Genomic DNA, 22,635 nt, shown 5'->3' with positions numbered 1-22,635 from the left:
TCCTTTCCATGCTTTTCGCATTGTAAAGTATTATTAGACACCTCAAATGATACCATAATTAGTTAAAAAAAACTAGATACTTATTGTAAAAAATATAGAAATTTTTATGGATATTTTTAAACAATTATGAACTACATTTTAATATCAGCATCAATCATAGAAGTACAGTGTGGACAGCGTGTTGCCTTTATGCTTATCTTGCTCTGACAGAATGGACAGTCTTTCTCGGTAGGCTTTTTCTTCTCTTCTTCTTTCTTACCTGATACTAATTTATTAAGCCCTCTAACAAGGCAAAAAATAATGAATGCCATTATAACAAAATTGATAATTGCAGTAATAAAAGAGCCATATCTAATCTCGGCTCCATTCACTGTAAATACAAGATTTGAAAAATCTGTACTTGCAAAAATACCTATTATAGGCGATATTATATCTCCAACCAAAGATGTTACTATAACTTGAAATGCTCCACCTATAATCACGCCGACTGCCAGATCCATTACATTTCCCTTAAGGGCAAATTTTTTGAACTCTTCAAGAAACTTTTTCATAAATCCTCCTATAAAATTATAGCATCTGCACTTACGCAGATAATTGAGAGCATTAATATAGCATATTAATGAAGGTTTAACAACACAATTTTCAAAAACAGACAGTTTTATTAATTATTTTTATTAATAATACCTTATGTTCTTCAGCAAAAGCTTTACTCTATAAAGTATACCTTATTCTTTGTTTTTCCAGCTCCCTTAATGATGTTTAGTTTCTCCGCTTTAAACAGTAGTCTACTTGCTGTCTTTACTTCTACATTTAGCAATTCTGCTGCATTGGAGCTGTTTATCTCTTTGTTTTTATTTAGATACATTAAAATATTTTTCATTCTTTCTATTTCTAATTCGGACATTGATTCAGACATTGATTCGGACATTGATTCGGACATTTCAAATCCACTCCGAATATGAATAATTGTATTTAAATATGTTCTATCTTCATCCATATCAAATTCCACTTCCGGCGAGCCATTTATTATAAGTTCTCGTAATATTTTAGGAATACCGGTACCCTTAGCGAATGCACAAATTGAATGAATTATAGGATCAGGATTCCAACCATTTTTGTATTCTACACGATCATGCTCTACAACTCGCCCCTCTAATAAAGTCTCTATTTTTAATGGTATCATCAAGAATCTTCCTTTCCATTATATTACATATAAGTACAATTTTATTATATATCTGTAAATTTTCTACTTATAATAATACCTACTTATGATAAGGCTCCCCCATCCTAATCCTGAAAGCCCTGTACACCTGTTCCAGCAGAACCAGTCTCATAAGCTGGTGGGGAAATGTCATCTTTGAAAAACTCAGCTTAAAATCAGCTTCGGCTATGACTTCATTAGAAAGCCCCAGTGAGCCGCCTATAACAAAAATTATATGGCTCTTTCCCGATACAGCAAGTTCCGAAATTTTCTCAGAAAGTTCTACAGAATCAAGCTCTTTTCCTTTAATCACAAGAGCAAATACAAAACTGTCATTCCTTCCTACTTTTTTAAGGGAATCAAGCATCCTTAATCCTTCAACCTGTTTAATCTTCTCTTCTTCTGCTGCCGAAGCATTATCCGGAGTCTTTTCATCCTGAACCTGCTTTATCTCAACCGTAGCATACCTTGACAATCTTTTAACATACTCGGCTATACCGTCTTCAAAATATTTCTCTTTAATCTTTCCTGCACAAAGAACAGTTATTTTCACTACGCATACCTCTTCATTACTTCTGCCACTTCATCTGCTAATTCTCTTGCCAAAATTCCATGAATTCCTTTTTTCTCTTTAAGAATATCACCGGCAAGCCCATGTATATAAACTCCGAGAGCCACCATCATAAATGACCTTAACTTATCACCAACCATTAAGGCAGCAATTATTCCTGTAAGTACATCACCGGAGCCTGCTTTAGCCATAGCTGAATTACCGCTGTTATTTATATAACATCTGCCCTCACCCGCAACTACGGTTCTCGCTTCTTTAATAACAACCATACCTGCACAATACTTTAATTCCTCCGCTATGCCAATAATATCATCTTTTACCTCTTCTTTAGGTAAATACAGTAAATCGGACAACTCTTTAATATGTGGAGTTAATACAAAGCCTGTTTTCAAATCTTTTTTTAAGTCAAGTTTTCTGTTTTCTTTTTCCTCTATTACTTCTCTAAAAAGCTTTAAACCATCAGCATCTATAATAGTTGTAACTTTAGATATATCAACAACTTTCTTTACTACAGATTTACTTCTTGTGCTGATTCCAAGACCGGGACCGATAACTATTACATCCGCCCACTCTTTTACTGCTTTATATAGTTTTTCCTCAGTAGCCGCTTTTATATCCATCTCAGGGCTATCATTATAGGTGGTTAAAATAGCCTCAGGTATCAGATTTTGCAATGAGGTTCTATTTGCCTCAGGTGTAAATATCCTTACAAGCCCTGCTCCTGTTCTATATGCTGCCAAAGCTGAAAGATAAGAGGCACCGCACATTTCCTCAGAACCTGCAATAACAAGTACTTTACCAAAATCACCTTTATTGCTATACTCTTTTCTCTTAGGTAGAAAATATTCAATATCTGTTTCATCAAAGGTAAAGATATTACAAGATACCATATCAAGAGCCTTCTTCGGAAAACCGATGTCAGCAACAATAACCTCTCCTGCATAATCCTTGCCCGGATATACCGCTATACCTGTCTTGTTTACACCAAAGGTAATTGTATAATCACATTTTATAGCCGCACTTTCTACTTTCCCGTTACTTCCGTTTACTCCTGAGGGAATATCAACTGCAACTTTAACAGAGTTAAACATATTCAGATAACGTGCAAGCTTTTCCAAATCACCTTCAAGTCTGCCCTTAAAACCAACGCCAAAGATTGCATCTATTACAATAACATTCTTAAAAAAATCATCTCTATCTGTTATAAGCTCAGATGGCTCAACAATTTTTAGGTCTATCTCACTGTTTACAGCCAAATCTACCTGTGACCTTGTCTGTCCTGTAAACTTTTCTTCTTTACCTACAACAAATACTTCGGTATTAAATCCCCATTCATGAAGAATTCTTGCACAGGCTATACCATCGCCACCATTGTTTCCGGAACCACAGATAGCTATAACTTTTTTATCCTTCTCACAGGCAAGAAGTCTGTCTTTAATAAAGTCTGCTGTACTAAGCGCAGCCCTCTCCATAAGTACCATTCCCGAGATGCCTAACTTCTGTGCATCTTCGTCCAACTTTTTAGCACTCTTACTGTCTACAAGTTTTATCATAGTTTACCCCTCTGCAACCACTACAGCTGTAGTATATTCCTTAGTGTCGGAAATTGATACAAAAAATCTCTCAATCCCAAGTTCTTTCTGCTTTTCTAATGCCTTACCATAGAGTTTAACATAAGGCTTACCATTTTCATCTCTTAGAACTTCTATTTCTTTAATTCTGATTCCGTTAAAACCTGTTCCCATAGCCTTAGCCACAGCCTCTTTTACCGCCCAGTTGCCGGCCGCTGAATCAGCCTTCTTCTTAATAAGTTCTCTTTCCTCTTCAGTAAAAACATATAACAAAAAAGCATCCTTTACGCATGCTTTTTTGACTCTTTCTTTTTCAATTATATCGTTGCCAATGCCTATTATCACTCTTATCTTCCTTTATTTAGAAGTTTTATCTTTTAAAGAATACGAAAGTCTCATCAATGTATCAGAAAGATGAATTGTTTCTACAATAACATCCTTTGGCAGTCTAAGATCAACCGGGGCAAAATTCCATATTGCCTTAATTCCATATTTTACAAGTTTTGCAGCTATGTCAGTAGCTGCATCTTTAGGAACTGTGAGTGCCGCTATATCCACTTGATTATTTTTAATATAGCCTTCAAGTTTATCCATTCCTAAAATCTCTATTTCTCCTATCTTCTTGCCCTCTAATTCAGACCTTATATCAAAGGCTTTCTTTACAAAAAAACCTCTCTTAGCAAAATCAGTATAATTAGTTAAGGCAGTACCAAGGTTTCCTGTGCCCACTATAATAATACTGTAATCTTTATCGAGTCCCAGAATCTTAGCTATTTCACTGTATAAATACTCTACATTATAGCCGTATCCCTGTTGACCAAAACCTCCAAAATTATTTAAATCCTGCCTGATTTGGGATGCTGTAACCTGCATTTTCTCACTCAAATCTTTTGACGAAATCCTATCTATTCCCGACTTAAGAAGGTCCCCTAAATATCTGTAATACCTCGGCAGCCTTTTTATGACTGCAGGGGATATATTTTTTGATTCCATAATATCTCCTCCATCCCCTATTTAGTTTAATCCGGAGACCGAATTTACATTCGGTCTCTCATATTTAACCTGTTTTTATACTCCGGCAGGTACATCCTTAATACTGAATGATATTCTTCCCATCTTATCTTTTCCAAGGCAGATGGTCTTAACTATATCTCCAAGTGTAAGCACATCCTCAACATTATTTATTCTCTCTTTTGCAACCTTTGAAATGTGAACCATTCCTTCTTTACCCGGTGCAAATTCCACAAAAGCTCCAAACTCCTTAATAGATATAACTTTACCGGTATAAATCTTGCCTTCCTCAAACTCTGTAACTATCATTCTGATAATTTCTTTTGCTTCATTTATCTTATCAATATCAGTACCACAAATACTTACATTTCCTTCATCAGTTATATCAATCTTAACGCCTGTCTTATCTATGATAGCATTGATAGTCTTACCCTTCTGTCCAACTACCTCACCAATCTTCTCAGGATCAATCTTAATCTGCTCTATCTTAGGCGCATATTCATTGACACTTGCTCTTGGCTCTGCTATAGCAGGCTTCATACAGGTGTCCATAATAAACATTCTCGCTTCTTTAGTTCTTGCTATTGCACCCTCAACTATTTCTCTTGTAAGACCATGAATCTTTATATCCATCTGAATAGCTGTAATACCGTCTGTGGTACCTGTTACCTTAAAGTCCATATCTCCGAAGAAATCCTCAAGTCCCTGAATATCTGTAAGAAGTACATAATCATCATCTGTATCACCTGTAACCAGACCACAGGAAATACCTGCAACCATTCTTTTAATAGGCACACCTGCCGCCATAAGAGACATACAGGATGCACAGGTTGAAGCCATTGAAGTTGAACCGTTCGACTCGAAAGTCTCTGATACTGTACGGATAGCATATGGGAATTCCTCTTCACTCGGAAGTACAGGAATAAGAGCTCTTTCAGCCAAAGCACCATGTCCGATTTCTCTTCTTCCCGGTCCTCTTGAAGGCTTTGTCTCACCAACAGAGTATGAAGGGAAGTTATAATGATGAATGTATCTCTTGTAGGTCTCCTCTGCATTAAGTCCGTCTACCTTCTGAACCTCTGAAAGAGGCGCAAGAGTGGTAATATTACAAATCTGAGTCTGACCTCTGGTAAACATAGCCGAGCCATGTACACGAGGTATGATATCTGTTTCCGCTGCAAGTGCTCTTATCTGAGTCATTTCACGACCGTCAGGACGCTTATGATCCTTTAATATCATCTTTCTTACAGTCTTTTTCTGATACTGATATACTGCATCAGGAAGGAAAGAAAGCCATTCTTCATTTTCTGCAAAATGCTCTGTAAGCTTATCCATAATTGCAGAAATATTTTCTTCTCTAACCTGCTTCTCATCTGTAAATACAGCTTTTTCCATTTCCTCAGGAGTTACTACCTCTTTAATTGCTGCAAATAATTCCTCAGGTACTGCATATCTTTCGTATTCTGACTTAGGCTTTCCACACTCAGCAGCTATCTTCTCTATAAATACAATTATTTCCTGATTCACTTCATGTGCCTTATAAATAGCCTCAATCATCTTAGGTTCAGGTATCTCATCTGCTCCCGCCTCTATCATAATAACCTTTTCTTTGGTAGAAGCTACTGTAAGCTTGAGGGATGAACTGACCATCTGGGCATTACTTGGATTGATTACAAATTCTCCGTCAATAAGACCTACCTGAGTAGTAGCACAAGGTCCGTCAAAAGGTACATCTGAAATTGCTGTAGCAATAGCTGAACCAAGCATAGCTGTAAGTTCAGGTGAGCAGGTTGGATCTACACTCATTACAAGGTTATTAAGTGTAACATCATTCCTATAGTCCTTAGGGAAAAGCGGACGCATAGGGCGATCAATTACTCTTGAAGTAAGTACTGCATTCTCAGAAGCCTTACCCTCTCTTTTATTGAAGCCACCCGGAATTTTACCTACCGCATACTGCTTTTCTTCATATTCTACTGAAAGTGGGAAGAAATCAATACCCTCCCTTGGCTTTTCAGAAGCTGTACAGGTCGAAAGCACAACTGTGTCACCGTAGTGCATAAGCGCTGCACCATTTGCCTGCTTAGCCACCCTACCCACATCTACAGTGAGGGTGCGACCGGCAAGTTCCATACTAAAACTCTTAAACATAATTTTCCTATCTCCTTTTTAAACTTGCTTTGTAAATCCCGAAACCACTGAAAAACTGACTTTAGCAAGATGTTTCTTGAATAATTTTGGATAAATCAACTTTTCAGAAGTCTCGGCAAAAAATTAACAAAGCTAAAAATAGTATATCACACCCATATTCTAATCGCAATAGTGGGTGTGATATACTGTTTTACATATTTGTTTTTTCAAACTCTTCAATCGATACAGGTTTTGCAAATAAGTATCCCTGAAAATAATCACATTGTACACTTTTTAAGAATTCAAACTGTGACTGTGTTTCTACTCCTTCACAAACTACCAACATATCAAGAGCCTTAGAAAGCTGAACTATCATTTCTATTATCTTACGGCTCTTTTCCTCATCTTTTGTCTTATAAAGAAATCCCATATCCAATTTAATTACATCCACCGATATGTCTTTCAACATATTAAGTGAAGAATAACCACTTCCAAAATCATCCATTTCCACTGTAAAACCGAAGTCTCTAAGCTTCTCAACTATCATAAGCCTGCTTTCAACATCCTTCATAATTACAGTCTCGGTAATCTCAAGCTTAAGCCTTGAAGGGTCTATTTCATATTTAGTTACTAAATCAGTAAATTCTTTATAAATATCCAGGAAATAAAAATCAGCAGGTGAAATATTTACAGAAACATAGTACTCTCCCTTACCTTCATCTTTCCACTTTCTAAGCAGTTTAGCAACCTGATTCCATACAAATACATCCACCTTGCTTATAAGGCCGTTTTTCTCAAACATCTCAATGAATCTGTAAGGAGGTATCATCCCCTCTGTAGGATGAAGCCATCTTATAAGAGCTTCTGCACCTATTACCTTACCTTCGTTATTACACTGTGCCTGAAGATATACCTTAAGCTGGTTTTCCTCAATTGCCCTATCCAATTCTCCCGAAAGCCGCTGCTCCCAATATTTAGTTTCTCGGATTCTGTCATTATAATAAAATATCTTATTCTTATAATCTTCTTTATTTTCTGCAATAGCCATTCCCGCTCTGTCAATCATAGTTGAGGCTGAAATACTTCTATCCTCTATCTTATACACACCTATCTGCATATGTATAGGATAATGGATTCCATCTTCCATAGAAATCTCTTTAGCAAGTTCTACAAATACTTTTTCATCATACTTCTCCTTCTCAATAAGCACACAGAACTTATCTCCGGAAAGTCTGCAATAAAGAGTATCTTTGGAAATTTTTTCCCTTAATTTCCATACTATTGAATTAAGTACCCTGTCTCCCACCGCCTTACCAAAAGAATCATTGATAAGCTTAAAATTTTTAACATCTGTACACACCATATAATATTCTCTATATGGATCATCTGCAAGGATTTCATTTACCCTTTCACAAAAATAATCACCATTATAGCTTCCTGTAAGCTTATCATGAGTTGCCTTATACTTATCATTATTAAAAATTTCAATCTCTATCGTCTTATCCTTTATCTTATAATAGCTTCCTTCCATTTTCCCATTTCTGTAAAGCTTCTTATAAAGAATATCAAAATGCCTCATTTGACTTTTAATAGGCGTAGAACAAAGTGCTGAATATTCTACCTTTGTATCATCAAGCCCCTCCAAACAAAACATTTTATTAATCTGTTCAATTACTGAAGAATAATCATCATCTATATCAAAAAAATGTTTTGCCGTTTCATTCAAATATACACATACATTATCAATATCTAAAAAGACAATTATATCATCTGTTTTAGATATAATATGTGAAAGCATCTTATCTATCAGCATTATCTGCTTATTTTCAAGCAGGATAAGATAAGTTGCAATAGCACCCAACGCATATGCTATAATTGATATATCTATTGCATAATTAAGAATCTTATATACAGCATTTATGATTATTGCTCCTGCAAAGGCAAAGAGGAGCATGAGGTATTTTCCCCAATACACAGTGCTCAGTCCTACTATTTTATAAATAATTATGAAACCTGTAAGAATTACAACTCCATATGCTATAATGCTGTGAAGTGTATAAAGAGGCTGTGTAATAATGGCATGATAATACCACTGCCCTATTTTGACTTTCTCTATTATAAATAAGGATTTAGTAAATATATTGCCTATGAGCAATATCCCGTCAAAAATAATTATCAGATATAAAAACCTAAATTTTTTAATATTTTTAATTTCATGCCCGGTTACTGCAATTGCAATCTTCAGTATTACATATCTCATAAGGCAGATACTTGCCAAATAAACTGAATACATTATCAGTGCAACCTGTACAGTCTTAGTAAACAATAAAAAAGCCTGAATAAAAATTGATACAACAGTGACTATTAACAGTAACCTGACATTCTTTGCAATTGGTTGCTTCTTTTTTAATGACAAATAAATACATACACTTAAAATACAAAGCAAAATAGTAAACAGACTCATAAATGTTACTATAATTGAACTCATTAATCTACCTCAATTTTTCATCCATTTTTACTGCCAAAGACCTGCCTAAATATACAGGCACTTCTTTCATCTTCTTCAATTTAGTTATGGTTTGTCTGTCAAACCTAATGCTGTCCTTTTGAACTATAACTACAATTGTAGAACCACCGAACTCAAAACAGCCTTTTTCCATTCCTCTTACAACTCTGCCGGTAAGCTTATGGTTCGATATTCTCCCAACCATTATTGCTCCCACTTCCATTTGAATAATCTTTCCAAAATTTTCTGTTTCAAGCACTGTATATTCTCTTGTATTTTCTATAAATACAGGATACTTGAGAAGTGCCGCAGGTCTTACGCAATGCAACCTGCCACTTATACACTTTGTGGATTTAATTATGGCATTATCCGTGAAAATATATCTATGGTAATGTTTTGGCGTAAGTCTGTAAATAAGTGCATAACCGCCTTCAAATTCCTCTGAAAGCTTCTTGTCCTCTAACAGCTTAGCTAAATTATATCTGGTATTCTTGATTCTAAAAAAACACTCTTTGTCTAATTTTACCACAGATAATAGTCCATCACAAGGGTTTATAAAATGATTTTCTCTTTCATCAACTTCAATTGCCTTTTTTCTTCTTTTAAAAAAATCATTAAAAGAATAGAACCCCTTAGCAGGCACTTCTATTCCTTCCAACGAAATATTATTTTTTCTTATAAATCCGGGTATTAACACCCTCGAAAATGCAGAATCCAATATAGCTCCGCCCATCTTGGATATAAGCGGCTTTGTCAGTAACTTAAGTAATACTCTTCCTGCCTTAGTATTATATAAAAACCTTACAGAAAAATCTTCTCTCATAATTAATGCCATCCCATCAAAAATATAATTCCTATAACTTCCAAAAGTCCTATTGCAACTATTACAATTTTGCCAAAGGTTTTCGGCTTTTTAAGCTGAAACGGCGATAAAAAACCACACATTACAATAGCTAAAAGCACAAGGTATATAACTTTGCTATCTATAACACCGGGGATTATTTCCATATTAGACAGGATATAGACAGCCGGAAGAGAAATTGCTATGGTAGTTACCGGTAAGCCGAAATATATGGTTCTGGGTTTTGTTGTTTCTCTCTGTCTTTCCTCTTCAAGCACATTGAAATATGCAAGCCTTATCAGAGCTGCAAGCAAATAAAATGATGCTAAAACACCGGAAAGAATTGTATAACCCGGCAAAGAATATACAAATAAAGCAGGAAATACTCCAAAGCTTATAAGGTCACTTAAAGAATCTATCTGAATACCAAATCTCTTTTCTCTGTCATCTCTTTCTTTTGTAGCTGCCACCATACCGTCAAACATGTCACATACCCCTGCCACCATAAGGCAGACTACCGCTACGGACAAATTATATTCAAAAATCATTAATATCCCGACAAAAGCAGAAAGCATACCCAAATAAGTGAGTACAACCGTATAATTATAATATCCCAACAGTCCTTTTTTCATGATACTCCCTTCACCAAATCTCTCTTAAACCAACTTCAATAATCTGTTTAATCTCATAATCAATTTTTCATATATTCCTGCAAAACCATATTGTACTATAAAATAGCTGCCTTCTGCAAGTCCTATTCCACCAATTACATCAATTAGAACATGCTGCTTGGTTGTCAATGTTGATATACACACACTTATCGCATAAAACAAAGAAAACATAAGATAAGGTTTTGGAATGCTCTTATTTTTTCTTACTGCTATATAGCAGAACCAACTTGTAAGGCAGTGAATTGAAGGAAATAAATTATCAGCAGCATCACTTTCATATACATAATTCATTAAGTAATTCCACAATCCCTCATTTCCTACTTCAGGTCTTATATTAGTTGTCGGAAAAATAAGGAAGCATAGCAGACAGATTGTTTTTGCAAAGAAATCGGCACTTATAAGTCTGAATGCTTCTTTCCTGTCCTGTCTGACACCAATTATATAATTAGCCATCCAAAATATATAACAGCTCAAATATATGGATACAGTCCACGGTAAAAAAGGTACCATAGTATCCGGCAATATCTCAGCATTTATGTGATGCCAGTCTGTTGTAAATATCCTCGAGCCATAATATGCTACCATGTTCCATGACAAAGAAAGAAACAGCGGAATAATCATTATCTTAGGTACAATAGTTATTGATTTTTTCTCCATTAAAAAACCTTTCTATATTATAATATTTTGATACTCTCCTCATATTCCTATACCAAAATCAAACCTTCTATATAGATAATACAATCAAGTTTCATCAATATATTGTACCTAAGAGTTCTTACAGAATAATAAGAATTTCCTTACAACTTTTATAATAAGAGTTTAACTAATTAATCTCTATCTTATATGAATTGTTAAATTTTTCACCGGCTTCAAGCACTATATTGCAATCTCTTTCAGAAAGTTCTCCCTCAAACTCAGCCCTGTCACAGCGGCCAAACCATGGCTCAATGCATACAAAAGGTGCATTAGCTTTCTCCAAAGACCAAATTGCAAGTATAGGCATATCAAAGCTTACCGTAACATATTTTTTACCATCCGGCTTAATTAAAGACACTTCAGATACCTGCCTGTCCTCAAAAATATAGGTAGTTTCATCAAAATATTCTTTTGTAATTATGCTTCTGCCATTTTCAAGCTGTAATTCTTTAAGTTCGGAAAGCCTTAAGCCTGTTTGATTATCTGCCCCATAATGTTTAGGATTGCCACAGGAATTAAATTCCAAAGAATAGCCTTCCTTCCCCTCTTCCCCATCTATAGGACAATTAAATCCCGGATGTGCTCCTATATTAAAATACATAGTCTTATCACCCTTATTATCTACTTCCCACAATACTTCAATCTTATTCTCACAAAGCCTATAACCTATTTTAAGTGAAAAATGAAAGGGGTATATTCTGTATGTATCTTCATTATCTTCTATTTCAAACCATATTTCATTATTTCTCTCATCTACACAGGTAAATATCATATCTCTCGCAAAGCCATGCTGCTCCATAGGATATTTTTTACCTTCATATATGAACTCTTTATTTTTTAACCTACCTATAAAAGGAAAAAGAATCGGAGATCTACGCCCCCAGTATTTAGCATCACCCTGCCAGAGATATTCCTTTCCTTTCATATCTTTAACCGAAACAAGCTCTGCACCCTTATCTGCTATAGCTATTTCTAAAAATTCATTTCTTAATTTGTAACACATAATCTTCTCCTCCAAATATGTTTTTATATTTAGTTTACATTCAGCCTTAAATTTAATCAATACCTTATAACAAAAAAGTGTGTACAATAGACATTATAAGATAAAAAAAGTCATGGGAGTTTTATTTCTCCCATGACTTTTTTATAACTAACCACCAACTATCTTTATTTTAATGTAAAGCTAAATGTTCCTTTAACTCCACTTTCAAACAGTACTTCAATATTTACCATGTCTCCGGCTGCTGCACCACTAAATACAACCTTAGGTGTATTATTCCAATCAGCCTTGATTTTATTTGATGAAGAAGACACCAATCTAACACCATAAAGACTGTTCTTATCAGCCTCACTCGAAGGTGAAACTCCATTTGCCTCTGAGGTATACTGGTCACTTATAACAAGTGCATCTCTGATACCATTAAATGTAAAATTAGCCAAACTTAGTTCTGCACTCCTTGCCTCCACCTTGGTAACTGCCGGAGCCTTAGCTGAAATTGTAACTGTCTTGGATACTTCTGTACCCTTACCATCATTTACAATTGCAGTTATCTTATCGGTAAAATCTCCTCTTTTAGCCTTTTCCTTAACCTTACTTGGAACAATCCTGTTTCCCTCTACAACGCCCTCCACATCTCTCAGAGTGAAGTTTTCGCTTCCAAGCTGTACCGCTGTACCGTCTGATGCCTTACCTGTAACAACAGGAGTTATATTGTCATATCCTGTATTTGAATCTGAACTGTATAATGCATCCGGCAGTACTATGTTAAAACTTGTAAGATTTTTCAATTCTGCTACTGTCATCCTTACATTTATTTCAGAACCTGCTACCTTATTTGTTCCTGTCACATCCTTATAAATAGCAAAGGTAAATTCCTCTGTTTCATAACCTGTAACTGCTGCTGCACTTGCCTTAAACTTAAGAGAAGCTGATTTTAAGTCACTGAGTTTGAAAAGCTGTACACCTGTATCTGCTGTTCCTACAGACGCTCCTGCAGCTACTGTAGTAAATATTGTGCCACCACTCTTTTTCTTAACTCCAAGATAATACGCTGACATTCCTGAAAGATCTGTAAGTTCTCTTCCCTTATCATCAGCTACCTTTACTTTTGGAAGCACATTTTCTGTAATTCCTCCCGGAAGAACCCCATCTAATGTAAGATTCCTTATAGTTGTAGGACTTGCCGGCATATATACCACAAACGATACCTGAACAGGCTGCAGGTTTGCTGCAACAGTAAACAATCCTGTTGACTGCATCTGCGTTATTCCGGAACCCCAAGTTATATTTTTGACTATATTATCTTTTTTAGAATCATATTTAAGCCTTGCAGTACCGTTAGCTGTATTCTCCCAAGAAAATGCCTCCGGAAGCCTTACACCATAACTTGTATCACTAAGTGTAGCATAGTCTGTTACGGACTGTCCCGCATCATTTGTAGCTGTATAATTAAAATATGCCACCTCACCTGCATATACTTCACTAGGCGGTATTACACTGAACTTAGATACCTGCTTCACACCCGATATATTAATGGTTGTTTCAGCAGTATTGCTTCCATTTTGACCATAAATTGCCAAAAGCCTTATAGTTACACTTCCTGACTTAACGGCATTGGTTCCTGTAAAAGGAATTGCAACATAATCTACTCCATCAACTTCAATCAAATCACTGTAAACCTTGGTCTGATCAATTCCAAGACCTGTGAGTCCTGCCATTGCGACTATATTTACTCCCTCAGTTGAATTCATTCTTCTTCCATACTGATCCTTTACTTCCACAAGAAGCCTTGCTGCAGCATTCTCCGCAGCATTATTCACTGCTAAACTATAAGGTTTCTTTGTATTATTGCTGTATACTCCCTTAACTGTTACTGCACTTGCCTTAGACTTAGCTTCAAGGGTCAGGTTGAAAGTTTCTGTCAGGAAATTAACTGAATCTGTTTTGTTAATATTCATACTAACATTTGTCTTCAGCGGAAGATTAGCTGACATACCGGTAACATCTATACATCCCTTAGCAGGATTTACTATGCCCTTACCTATAGAAATATTTACATTCAGCCCACTTACAGTCTTTGTAATATCTTCACCGAACTGATTTGTAACCCTATATTCTATCTTTCCGCCTGCCGAAGAATTATCTCCATTTAACACAAGATACTTATTAGGAACATCAATCTTTGAGGCCTTAGCCATTTCACCCTTAAATGTAACAGTCTTGCCGCCAAATTCTACCGTATAATCAAGATTATTAATATCAGCTGTCAATTCAAGCACTGCCTCTGTAGCTGAGGAGTTAAGAGTTACACCTGTAATATCCCTCCTACTTGCTCCTACCTTAACTACATAATCCTTTACATTGTTAGTAAGATTCTGACCTGTTACAGTTATCTTCTTAGCTCCTGTCTGTTTGCCTGTAAATTCTGCAGGTTTACTTGCAACTACAACCTTAATTCTTGCAGTCACTTTCTTACTGTCGAGAGCTGCCTTAACTGCACTTCTCTGACTTCCAATTATATCTATATAGCTTTCACCGGCCTTATTAGCTGTAATTGTAAATTCTGTTGAAGAGGCTTTCTCTTTATTTACTGAAATTGCATCAGAGCCATCAGGACTTAAATAAGAATTGTAAGTAGAACTTACTCCTCCCGCCTTTACAACCTTATCTGCAAGCTTATAGTTTATCTTAAGAGTTTTACTTGTACCCTCTGTTAAATTTACTTCTGTAACAGCAGTACCGTTATCCTCTACAGTCATACTCTCTGCTCTTGTGAAAACTTTAACAAGAGCCTTGTATTTTTTATTTTTATACTTTGCTGTAATAACTGCTGAACCGTTGCCCTTTGCAGTAAGTTTACCGTTTTTCTTATTTACAGTTACTACACTTGTATCATTACTTACCCACTTAACTTTCTTAGAAATATTTTTCCCTCTGAAAAGAAGGTCAAAGTCTAACTTCTTCTCACCTATATAGGCTGATGTACCTTTCTTTGCAGAAAAAACTTTTGTTTTTCCATGTAATACTACTCCACTCTTTGCTGCCGCCTCTATCTCCACAGCATTAAATCCCGGCACAAAACTGAAGCCCATAGAGAGGGCAAGCATAATTGAAAGACTCTTAACTGCCTTATTCATACTCTTTTTCTTCATTTTATTTCCTCACATTCATATATTATTTATTCAAGCTTTATTTAAGTTTGTGATTGAATTATAATTTCCCCCTGTGTCAGTTCTATGCGTAATTTCTTACAATTTTCTTTCTTATTTACTGTCATTGGTACAATTCTATGGCAGTTTATTGGCAGTTCTACTCCACACATCCTATAATTTCACTAATATCCTCTATCCTGTATTTTGACATATAGGCTTCAATTCCCTTCACTACCTCTACACTTGCTGCAGGATTATTGAAGTTTGCAGTACCTACACTCACCGCAGTAGCACCTGCCATAAGAAATTCTACGGCATCCTCTCCTGTCATAATTCCACCCATACCTATAATAGGAAGCTTTACAGCCTTGCTTACCTGGTATACCATTCTTATGGCTACAGGCTTAACTGCAGGCCCTGAAAGTCCTCCTGTTTTGTTTGCAAGAGCAAATTTTCTCTTATGTATGTCTATCTTCATTCCCGTAAGAGTATTAATAAGAGAAAGTCCATCCGCTCCTCCTGCCTCACAAGCCTTTGCAAGCTCTGTAATATCAGTAACATTCGGTGTAAGCTTCATAATTACAGGCTGCTTGGCATATTTTTTAATAGCCTTGGTTACTTCAAATGCCGCATCCGGGTTAGTACCAAAGGTAATTCCACCGGCTTTTACATTCGGACAGGAAATATTTATCTCAAGAAGCTTAACTACCTCGTTATCAGCAAGCCTTTTTACCACTTCTACATACTCCTCGGTAGTATGTCCACATACATTTGCCATAACCACTGTATCTATACCCTTAAGTTTTTCCAAATCTCTTTTTATAAACACATCTATTCCCGGATTTTGAAGCCCTATTGCGTTCAGCATACCTGATGCAGTTTCCGCTACTCTAGGTGTCTGATTACCCTTCCAAGGTACATCTGAAACTCCCTTTGTAGTAAGTCCACCTAACAGCGACAAATCTATGTAGTCCATAAATTCTGCACCTGAACCGAAAGTTCCTGATGCCGTCATTACCGGATTTTTAAGCTTAACACCGGCTATTTCTACACTCATATTTCCCATTAGATAATTACCTCCGTAGATAAAAATACCGGTCCATCCTTACAAACTCTTTTATTGGTTACATTACTGTGATGGTCAACCTCCTTAGATTCGCAGACACAGCCAAGACAGACACCTATGCCGCAAGCCATTCTTTCCTCTAAAGAAACATAGGTAGGAATATCCCTACTTTCTCCGTATTCCTTTACTCCTCTAAGCATAGGCATTGGTCCACAGGAAAAAATATCCGTAACCCCATATTTTTCAGCCACTTTAAGCTCATTTGCCGCATCAATTACAGTTCCCTTACAGCCTAGGCTTCCATCATCTGTAGCTATTATAACTTCTGCATATTTCTCAAAATCTTCCACAAGGAAGGTATCTTTAGTTCTGTATCCAAGTATTGCTAAAGCCCTCTTTCCATTAGCCTTAAGTGCTTTTGCAGCCTCAAGAAGTGGAGGAATTCCTATTCCTCCACCAAAAAGAAGCACTGCATCTCCTGTTTTATCTACAGGGAAGCCCTTTCCCAGACTTCCCACCACTTCTATACTATCTACATTCGGCAAAAGCTTTGCAAATTCCCCGGTTCCTTCACCTACAATTCTGTATACCAATCTTAGCTTTTCATTTTCTCTGTCAATCTCACAAATACTTATAGGGCGTGGTAACAGCCTTGAACCGTCCCTTGTATAAAGAGATACAAACTGACCTGTTTTAGCGGTTCTTGCCATCTCTCCTGTCTCTATCCACATAGAAAACACATCTTCTGCAAGCTCAGTATTTTCAAGTATTTTAGCCCTGATTTTAGAATTAAATTCCATCAAACTTCTCCTTAGAATATAGATGCAATATCATTTTTCATATCTATTACTGCCGCCCTTGCAGCCTCTGCAAAGCCTTCTTCTCCAAATTCAGCATATTTTTCCTGCTTATAAGCAGCTATGATACCTCTTGAAGAATTGACTATGGCTCCAAGTCCATCTTTATTAAAGAAAGGCTTAAGCTCCGCTGCAGTTCCTCCCTGTGCACCATAGCCCGGCACAAGGATGTAGGCCTTTGGCATAATCTCCCTAAGCACCTTTCCCATCTCCGGATAGGTAGCACCAACTACAGCACCTACATCACTATAGCCTTCTTTAACTGTATCAAGTCCCCACTCATCAACCTTCTTGCCTACAAGTTCGTAGAGGGCCTTTTCTCCTATTTTCTGATCCTGAAATTCTCCACTTGACGGGTTGGATGTCTTTACTAAAATAAATAAACCCCTATCATTCTTCTTGCATTCATCTATAAACGGCACAACTCCATCTGAGCCAAGATAAGGATTAACCGTGACAAAGTCCTCATCAAACGGAGTGAATTCATTCTCTCCTACCCTTATCTTACCAATATGTGCTACTGCATAAGCCGCAGAAGTAGAGCCTATATCTCCTCTTTTAGCATCTCCTATTACTATCAGTCCCTTTTCGTGACAGTAGTCAACTGTTTTCTTAAATGCCATAAGTCCCGGTATACCAAACTGTTCATACATAGCTATCTGTGGCTTTACAGCAGGGATTAAATCATAAACTGCATCTACTATTCCCTTATTAAATGCAAAGATGGCATCAGCTGCCGCTTCAAGAGTTTCTCCCTTTTCATTAATTGCCTTATCAAGTAAAAACTTCGGTACAAAATTAAGTGTAGGATCAAGTCCTACAACTATAGGTGCATTAAGTGTCCTAATTTTATCAACTAATCTCTCTATCATTTAATTTTCCTCCTTAAATACTACCTTACCGTTACATAGGGTATATAAAACTTTTCCTCTTACTTTTTTGCCGCCAAAAGGAGTATTCTTTCCCTTTGACACAAATTTATCAGGGTCAATTACATACTCCTCTTCTATATCCGCTATTACAAGGTCTGCTACCGCCCCCTCTTTAAGTGTACCTCTGCCGGTTTTAAGTAACTTTGCAGGAGTAAGGCTCATTCTCTCCACAAGGCTCTTCATATCAAGATACTTACCTAAAAGCTCAGTTACAGTAAGAGCAAATGCAGTTTCAAGACCTACTATTCCAAATGGAGCATTTTTTATACTCTTTTCTTTTTCTTCTTTAGAATGTGGAGCATGGTCGGTAGATATCATCCCCATAATACCACTCTTAAGCCCTTCCTTAAGAGCATCTACATCTGCCCTGCTTCTAAGAGGTGGATTCATCTTGAAATTTGCATCATCTTCTACTATATCTTCATCGGTAAGGGTAAAGTGATGAGGGCATACTTCTGCACTTACAGGCAGTCCCTTCTCCTTCGCTTCCTTAACAAACTTAACCGTATCCCTTGTAGAGCAATGACAGAGATGTATAGTTGCTCCCACTTCTTCTGCTATTGCTATATCCCTCCTTGCTATGCTGTCTTCTACCTCGTTGGTAATGCCCGCCATACCAAGTTCCAAAGCCTTATTGCCTGCATTCATAACTCCGCCATTTACAAGGTCTGCATCTTCACAGTGGTCAAAAAACGGTATATCAAGCCTTGCTGCCTCTATAAGTCCTTTTCTAAGTATTTCCGCATCCATAACAGACTTGCCGTCTTCACTTATCGCAACTATTCCGGCTTTTTTCATACCTTCTATGTCCGACAGAACCTTTCCTTCCTGCCCCATAGTGACTGTTCCGCTTGGAAGCACATTGATAACGGCATCCTTCTTTATAGCTTCAAGCTGTAAATTAAGATGTTCTACCGTATCCATCACCGGTTTTGTATTTGGCATTGTTACAACTGTAGTATAGCCTCCTCTTGCTGCTGCCATGCTTCCTGTCTTTACCGTTTCTTTATATTCTCCGCCTGGCTCTCTAAAATGTACATGAAGATCTATAAATCCGGGCAGCACATACTTACCTGATGCATCTATGACTACTGTGTCTTCTGTAACATAGCAATCAAGACTCCCTCTCTCTCCTACCTTATCCACCCTGCCTTCGTCATTTATAAAAATGTCAAATAATCCATCTCTTTCTCCTTCTACATCTACAAGATGTCCATTTTTAACCAAAGTTCCCATTTTAATCATCCCCATTTCTTTTCATATTCTTACATTATTACACTATCAACTACAAAATAATTCTTTGGTACTTAAAGAAAGCACCCTTAAGGATGCTCTCTTGATTTTAAAATACTAATTATTTAATTTTTCAATAATCTTTGGAAGTTCTGAGTCCACCTTATCATTTTCAAGCTGGCAGGTACCCGCATTAGCATGACCGCCTCCACCATACTCAAGACAAATATCACCTATATTTACCTGAGAATCTTTATTTACAATGGACTTACCAATCATAACCGCTGTATTCTGCTTTTTAAATCCCCAAGCAACATGGACTGAAATCTCTGTATCAGGATACAGAGCATATACCATAAATCTATTTCCTGCATAAATTGTCTCTTCATTTCTAAGATCAATAATAGCAACCTTTCCCTCAACCTTAACAAGTCTTTTAAGCTGTGCCTTAAAAAGTTCCTGCTGCTCAAAATAAAGATCTACTCTTTCCTTTACATCCGGAAGTGCTAAAATATCCTGAATCGGGTGAATGAGACAATAGTCAATAAGTTCCATCATTAAGTCATAGTTAGAAATCTTAAAGTCATGGAATCTTCCAAGACCTGTCCTTGCATCCATGACATAGTTAAGCAGAGTCCAACCTTCCGGCTCTAAAATATCATCCACTGTGAAATCAGCACTATCGCCCTTATCTACAGCTTCCATCATTTCCTCTGATACTCTGGTTATTCTCTCAGCTCCACCGTAATAATCATACACAACTCTGGCAGCAGATTTTGCATATCCGTCTATGATGAACTTTGTACTTGCTTCACCTGCATTTACACGACTTAACTCACTTTCATGGTGGTCAAAAGCAAGACCTACCCTTGGGTCATACGGTAAGTTTGTAGTTATATCATTTTCAGTAATATCTACCTTGCCATCCTGTACATCTTTGGGATGTACGAATTTTATATCATCAATTATATCAAGCTCTTTAAGTATCATCGCACATACAAGGCCGTCAAAATCGCTTCTTGTGACCAATCTCATTTTTCCCATAATATCCCTCCAGATATTTATTAACAAACTTTGTTATTGGAGTATATCATAAATCAAACTTTTGTTCAATCCTAACCACTCTTTTATTTATTCGGTCACAAAACTTCACTTTATTGCATACTCCTCATACAGCCTATGTCTCATCTCTTCATTCTCTAATACTATATTAACCATATCATTTTTACCCTCTGACAGTAATATACTTATTAACCTGGCTAGGAAATTCTCTCCTCTCGCTTCTCCTCTTGCTTCTCCTCTTGCTTCTCCTATTGCCTGCCCTCTTGCTTCTCCTCTCGCTTCTGCTCTTGCAAACATCGGTTCAAAAAATTTCTCCATGCTCTTTCCTCCTTTGTCCTCTTCTGTAGGGATGGTTAGTTTTTCACCTGTCAGACTTAAAATCAGTTCAGTTACTTCTTCGGGATGGTTTACCTCTATGTTTCCTGCCGTATGGTTACTTCCTTTTACCATATAATCAGCAATCAGCTTAAAATCTTTCTTAAATTTATTTATATCATCTTCTGTCATTTTTTTCAAGTCTATGAGATTAAGCTTATAATCACTTACATACTTCTCAAATACTCCCTTAATATTGAGCCTCTTTAGCAGGGTTGTTTCATATTTCCATTCTTTCTCACCATAGTAGATTACAAAAGTAATTACCGGATAAACATCCTGTGTTGCTCCTGATATATTATCAGTTTTGTCAGCTCCTCTAAGCTCTCTCTTTCTTTTTTCCTGCTCAGCTAATTGAGTCCTATAAGAAGCCCCATCGTATGAGAGTACTCTAAATACCATATTTGCATCCGGCACATCCTGATTTTCAATTCCTATTAGAGAAATTATCATATTCTCTTTCTTCCATAGTTTTACCACATCCCTGTCCTGAATCCTAAATTTACTGTCATCTCCTTTGTACCGACTCCATCCGGATAAATCAAGCAGTTCGTTTTCTTTTATTACCTCCTCCCCATCAAACATAATACCATTTACAAACTCCGCAAATACATCATTAAACATAAACAACTTCTTTTCTAAAATATCCTTCTCCCCCAACTTTTCTCCTTTCCACAATACATATCCCATCGCAATTACATCTTTGGATTTAAATAATTGAATTTTTTTGAAATACTAAAATAAAAATTAAATTTTTGAACTGATAACTGTACTACAGAATCAATATATAACAAAACTAACGAGTATTATTATACTATATTTACCAAAATTTGTAATCAGCATTTTAGATAAAAATATGAGTGAGTATTATACAATATAAACAAAATTAGTGATTGGCTCATATTGCCTATATTAAAGTTCACTTTCAATATAAATAAATACAGCTAACAATCAAAATAGTTAGCTGAGTTTGTCTGTATTAGAGCTTGCTTTCAGTATAGGTAAGTAGAGTTAACTCTCATCCATACTGATGCTTTGCATGAAATTTCAGGTTTTAGAACAGACTTAGAGATTGTATCAAACAGAAATATGAAAAAAATTTTAACTTTGATGAAAAAAGAAGAAAAATAGCTGCATTTTTTTCGCACATAGAAAGGCTCTAAAACCCTGATTATAAAGGGGTTTAGAGCCTTTTTGATTGTTGCAAGTGTCAAAGATGGGAGTATATCATAAATCAAACTTTTGTTCAATCCTAACCACTCTTTTATTTATTCGGTCACAAAACTTCACTTTATTGCATACTCCTCATACAGCCTATGTCTCATCTCTTCATTCTCTAATACTATATTAACCATATCATTTTTACCCTCTGACAGTAATATACTTATTAACCTGGCTAGGAAATTCTCTCCTCTCGCTTCTCCTCTTGCTTCTCCTCTTGCTTCTCCTATTGCCTGCCCTCTTGCTTCTCCTCTCGCTTCTGCTCTTGCAAACATCGGTTCAAAAAATTTCTCCATGCTCTTTCCTCCTTTGTCACTCTATTTTGGCAAGAGGATGCTGTATTCCATACTCCTCATACAGCCTATGTCTCATCTCTTCATTCTCTAATACTATATTAACCATATCATTTTTACCCTCTGACAGTAATATACTTATTAACCTGGCAAGAGAATTCTCTCCCCTTGCTTCTCCTCTCGCTTCTCCAATCGCTTCTCCTCTCGCTACTGCCTTTGCTTCCATTCTTGCAAACATCGGTTCAA

At 36.4% G+C, this 22,635-nt stretch carries 20 protein-coding genes and 1 pseudogene; all 21 read right to left on the bottom strand.

Going from position 1 to position 22,635, the window contains the following annotated elements; genetic code table 11:
- Positions 1 to 131: 131 nt before the first annotated feature.
- The gene (mscL, locus tag ACTTKP_RS05900; protein WP_442552978.1) at positions 132 to 551 is read right to left on the bottom strand and encodes a large conductance mechanosensitive channel protein MscL; all 420 of its coding nucleotides are present in this window, start codon (positions 549 to 551) and stop codon (positions 132 to 134) included.
- A 155-nt stretch (positions 552 to 706) separates the two neighbouring features.
- A complete protein-coding gene (locus ACTTKP_RS05895; RefSeq protein ID WP_442552977.1) occupies positions 707 to 1,183 on the bottom strand; it encodes a hypothetical protein in 477 nt (158 codons plus the stop codon).
- 79 nt (positions 1,184 to 1,262) lie between these two features.
- A complete protein-coding gene (rlmH, locus tag ACTTKP_RS05890) occupies positions 1,263 to 1,754 on the bottom strand; it encodes a 23S rRNA (pseudouridine(1915)-N(3))-methyltransferase RlmH (protein ID WP_442552976.1) in 492 nt (163 codons plus the stop codon).
- Positions 1,754 to 3,325, bottom strand: a complete 1,572-nt coding sequence (locus ACTTKP_RS05885; protein ID WP_442552975.1) for an NAD(P)H-hydrate dehydratase — start codon at positions 3,323 to 3,325, stop codon at positions 1,754 to 1,756. Before ACTTKP_RS05885 ends, rlmH begins: the two co-directional genes overlap by 1 nt.
- A gap of 3 nt (positions 3,326 to 3,328) precedes the next feature.
- Positions 3,329 to 3,688 carry a holo-ACP synthase gene (acpS, locus tag ACTTKP_RS05880; RefSeq protein ID WP_442552974.1) on the bottom strand — a complete coding sequence of 120 codons (360 nt, stop codon included), beginning with the start codon at positions 3,686 to 3,688 and terminating at the stop codon, positions 3,329 to 3,331.
- A 12-nt stretch (positions 3,689 to 3,700) separates the two neighbouring features.
- A complete protein-coding gene (locus ACTTKP_RS05875; protein ID WP_442552973.1) occupies positions 3,701 to 4,336 on the bottom strand; it encodes a redox-sensing transcriptional repressor Rex in 636 nt (211 codons plus the stop codon).
- A gap of 75 nt (positions 4,337 to 4,411) precedes the next feature.
- Positions 4,412 to 6,505, bottom strand: coding sequence for a polyribonucleotide nucleotidyltransferase (locus tag ACTTKP_RS05870; protein WP_442552972.1), 2,094 nt, complete (start codon positions 6,503 to 6,505; stop codon positions 4,412 to 4,414).
- A 190-nt stretch (positions 6,506 to 6,695) separates the two neighbouring features.
- Positions 6,696 to 8,972: an EAL domain-containing protein gene (locus tag ACTTKP_RS05865; RefSeq protein ID WP_442552971.1), complete on the bottom strand. Its 2,277-nt coding sequence runs from the start codon at positions 8,970 to 8,972 to the stop codon at positions 6,696 to 6,698.
- Positions 8,973 to 8,976: 4 nt separating this feature from the next.
- Positions 8,977 to 9,813 (bottom strand): phosphatidylserine decarboxylase, encoded by an 837-nt coding sequence (locus tag ACTTKP_RS05860; RefSeq protein WP_442552970.1) that lies wholly within the window; start codon positions 9,811 to 9,813, stop codon positions 8,977 to 8,979.
- Between the two features lie 2 nt (positions 9,814 to 9,815).
- Positions 9,816 to 10,463, bottom strand: a complete 648-nt coding sequence (locus ACTTKP_RS05855; protein ID WP_442552969.1) for a CDP-alcohol phosphatidyltransferase family protein — start codon at positions 10,461 to 10,463, stop codon at positions 9,816 to 9,818.
- 24 nt (positions 10,464 to 10,487) lie between these two features.
- Positions 10,488 to 11,159 carry a phosphatase PAP2 family protein gene (locus tag ACTTKP_RS05850; RefSeq protein ID WP_442552968.1) on the bottom strand — a complete coding sequence of 224 codons (672 nt, stop codon included), beginning with the start codon at positions 11,157 to 11,159 and terminating at the stop codon, positions 10,488 to 10,490.
- 166 nt (positions 11,160 to 11,325) lie between these two features.
- Entirely contained in the window at positions 11,326 to 12,201 is an 876-nt protein-coding gene (locus tag ACTTKP_RS05845; protein ID WP_442552967.1) for an aldose 1-epimerase family protein, read from the bottom strand.
- 164 nt (positions 12,202 to 12,365) lie between these two features.
- Entirely contained in the window at positions 12,366 to 15,350 is a 2,985-nt protein-coding gene (locus ACTTKP_RS05840) for a hypothetical protein (RefSeq protein WP_442552966.1), read from the bottom strand.
- A 157-nt stretch (positions 15,351 to 15,507) separates the two neighbouring features.
- Complete coding sequence (locus ACTTKP_RS05835; RefSeq protein WP_442552965.1) at positions 15,508 to 16,416, bottom strand: dihydroorotate dehydrogenase; 909 nt, start codon at positions 16,414 to 16,416, stop codon at positions 15,508 to 15,510.
- Positions 16,416 to 17,216: a dihydroorotate dehydrogenase electron transfer subunit gene (locus ACTTKP_RS05830; protein ID WP_442552964.1), complete on the bottom strand. Its 801-nt coding sequence runs from the start codon at positions 17,214 to 17,216 to the stop codon at positions 16,416 to 16,418. Before ACTTKP_RS05830 ends, ACTTKP_RS05835 begins: the two co-directional genes overlap by 1 nt.
- An 11-nt stretch (positions 17,217 to 17,227) precedes the next feature.
- Entirely contained in the window at positions 17,228 to 18,145 is a 918-nt protein-coding gene (gene pyrF, locus ACTTKP_RS05825) for an orotidine-5'-phosphate decarboxylase (protein ID WP_442552963.1), read from the bottom strand.
- The gene (locus ACTTKP_RS05820) at positions 18,146 to 19,441 is read right to left on the bottom strand and encodes a dihydroorotase (RefSeq protein WP_442552962.1); all 1,296 of its coding nucleotides are present in this window, start codon (positions 19,439 to 19,441) and stop codon (positions 18,146 to 18,148) included.
- 114 nt (positions 19,442 to 19,555) lie between these two features.
- Positions 19,556 to 20,482, bottom strand: a complete 927-nt coding sequence (locus ACTTKP_RS05815) for an exopolyphosphatase (protein ID WP_442552961.1) — start codon at positions 20,480 to 20,482, stop codon at positions 19,556 to 19,558.
- Between the two features lie 105 nt (positions 20,483 to 20,587).
- Positions 20,588 to 21,565 carry an Rpn family recombination-promoting nuclease/putative transposase gene (locus ACTTKP_RS05810; RefSeq protein WP_442552960.1) on the bottom strand — a complete coding sequence of 326 codons (978 nt, stop codon included), beginning with the start codon at positions 21,563 to 21,565 and terminating at the stop codon, positions 20,588 to 20,590.
- 596 nt (positions 21,566 to 22,161) lie between these two features.
- On the bottom strand, positions 22,162 to 22,392 hold the full coding sequence (locus ACTTKP_RS05805; protein WP_442552959.1) for a hypothetical protein: 231 nt from the start codon (positions 22,390 to 22,392) through the stop codon (positions 22,162 to 22,164).
- A 16-nt stretch (positions 22,393 to 22,408) separates the two neighbouring features.
- Positions 22,409 to 22,635 (bottom strand): annotated as a pseudogene (locus ACTTKP_RS05800) (hypothetical protein); the annotation flags it as partial.

This window comes from Catonella sp. (assembly GCF_052169795.1).
In the GTDB taxonomy this organism is placed as follows: domain Bacteria; phylum Bacillota; class Clostridia; order Lachnospirales; family Lachnospiraceae; genus Catonella.
The sequence above is the reverse complement of the archived record's forward strand: the minus strand, read 5'-3'. Positions and strand labels throughout refer to the sequence as shown.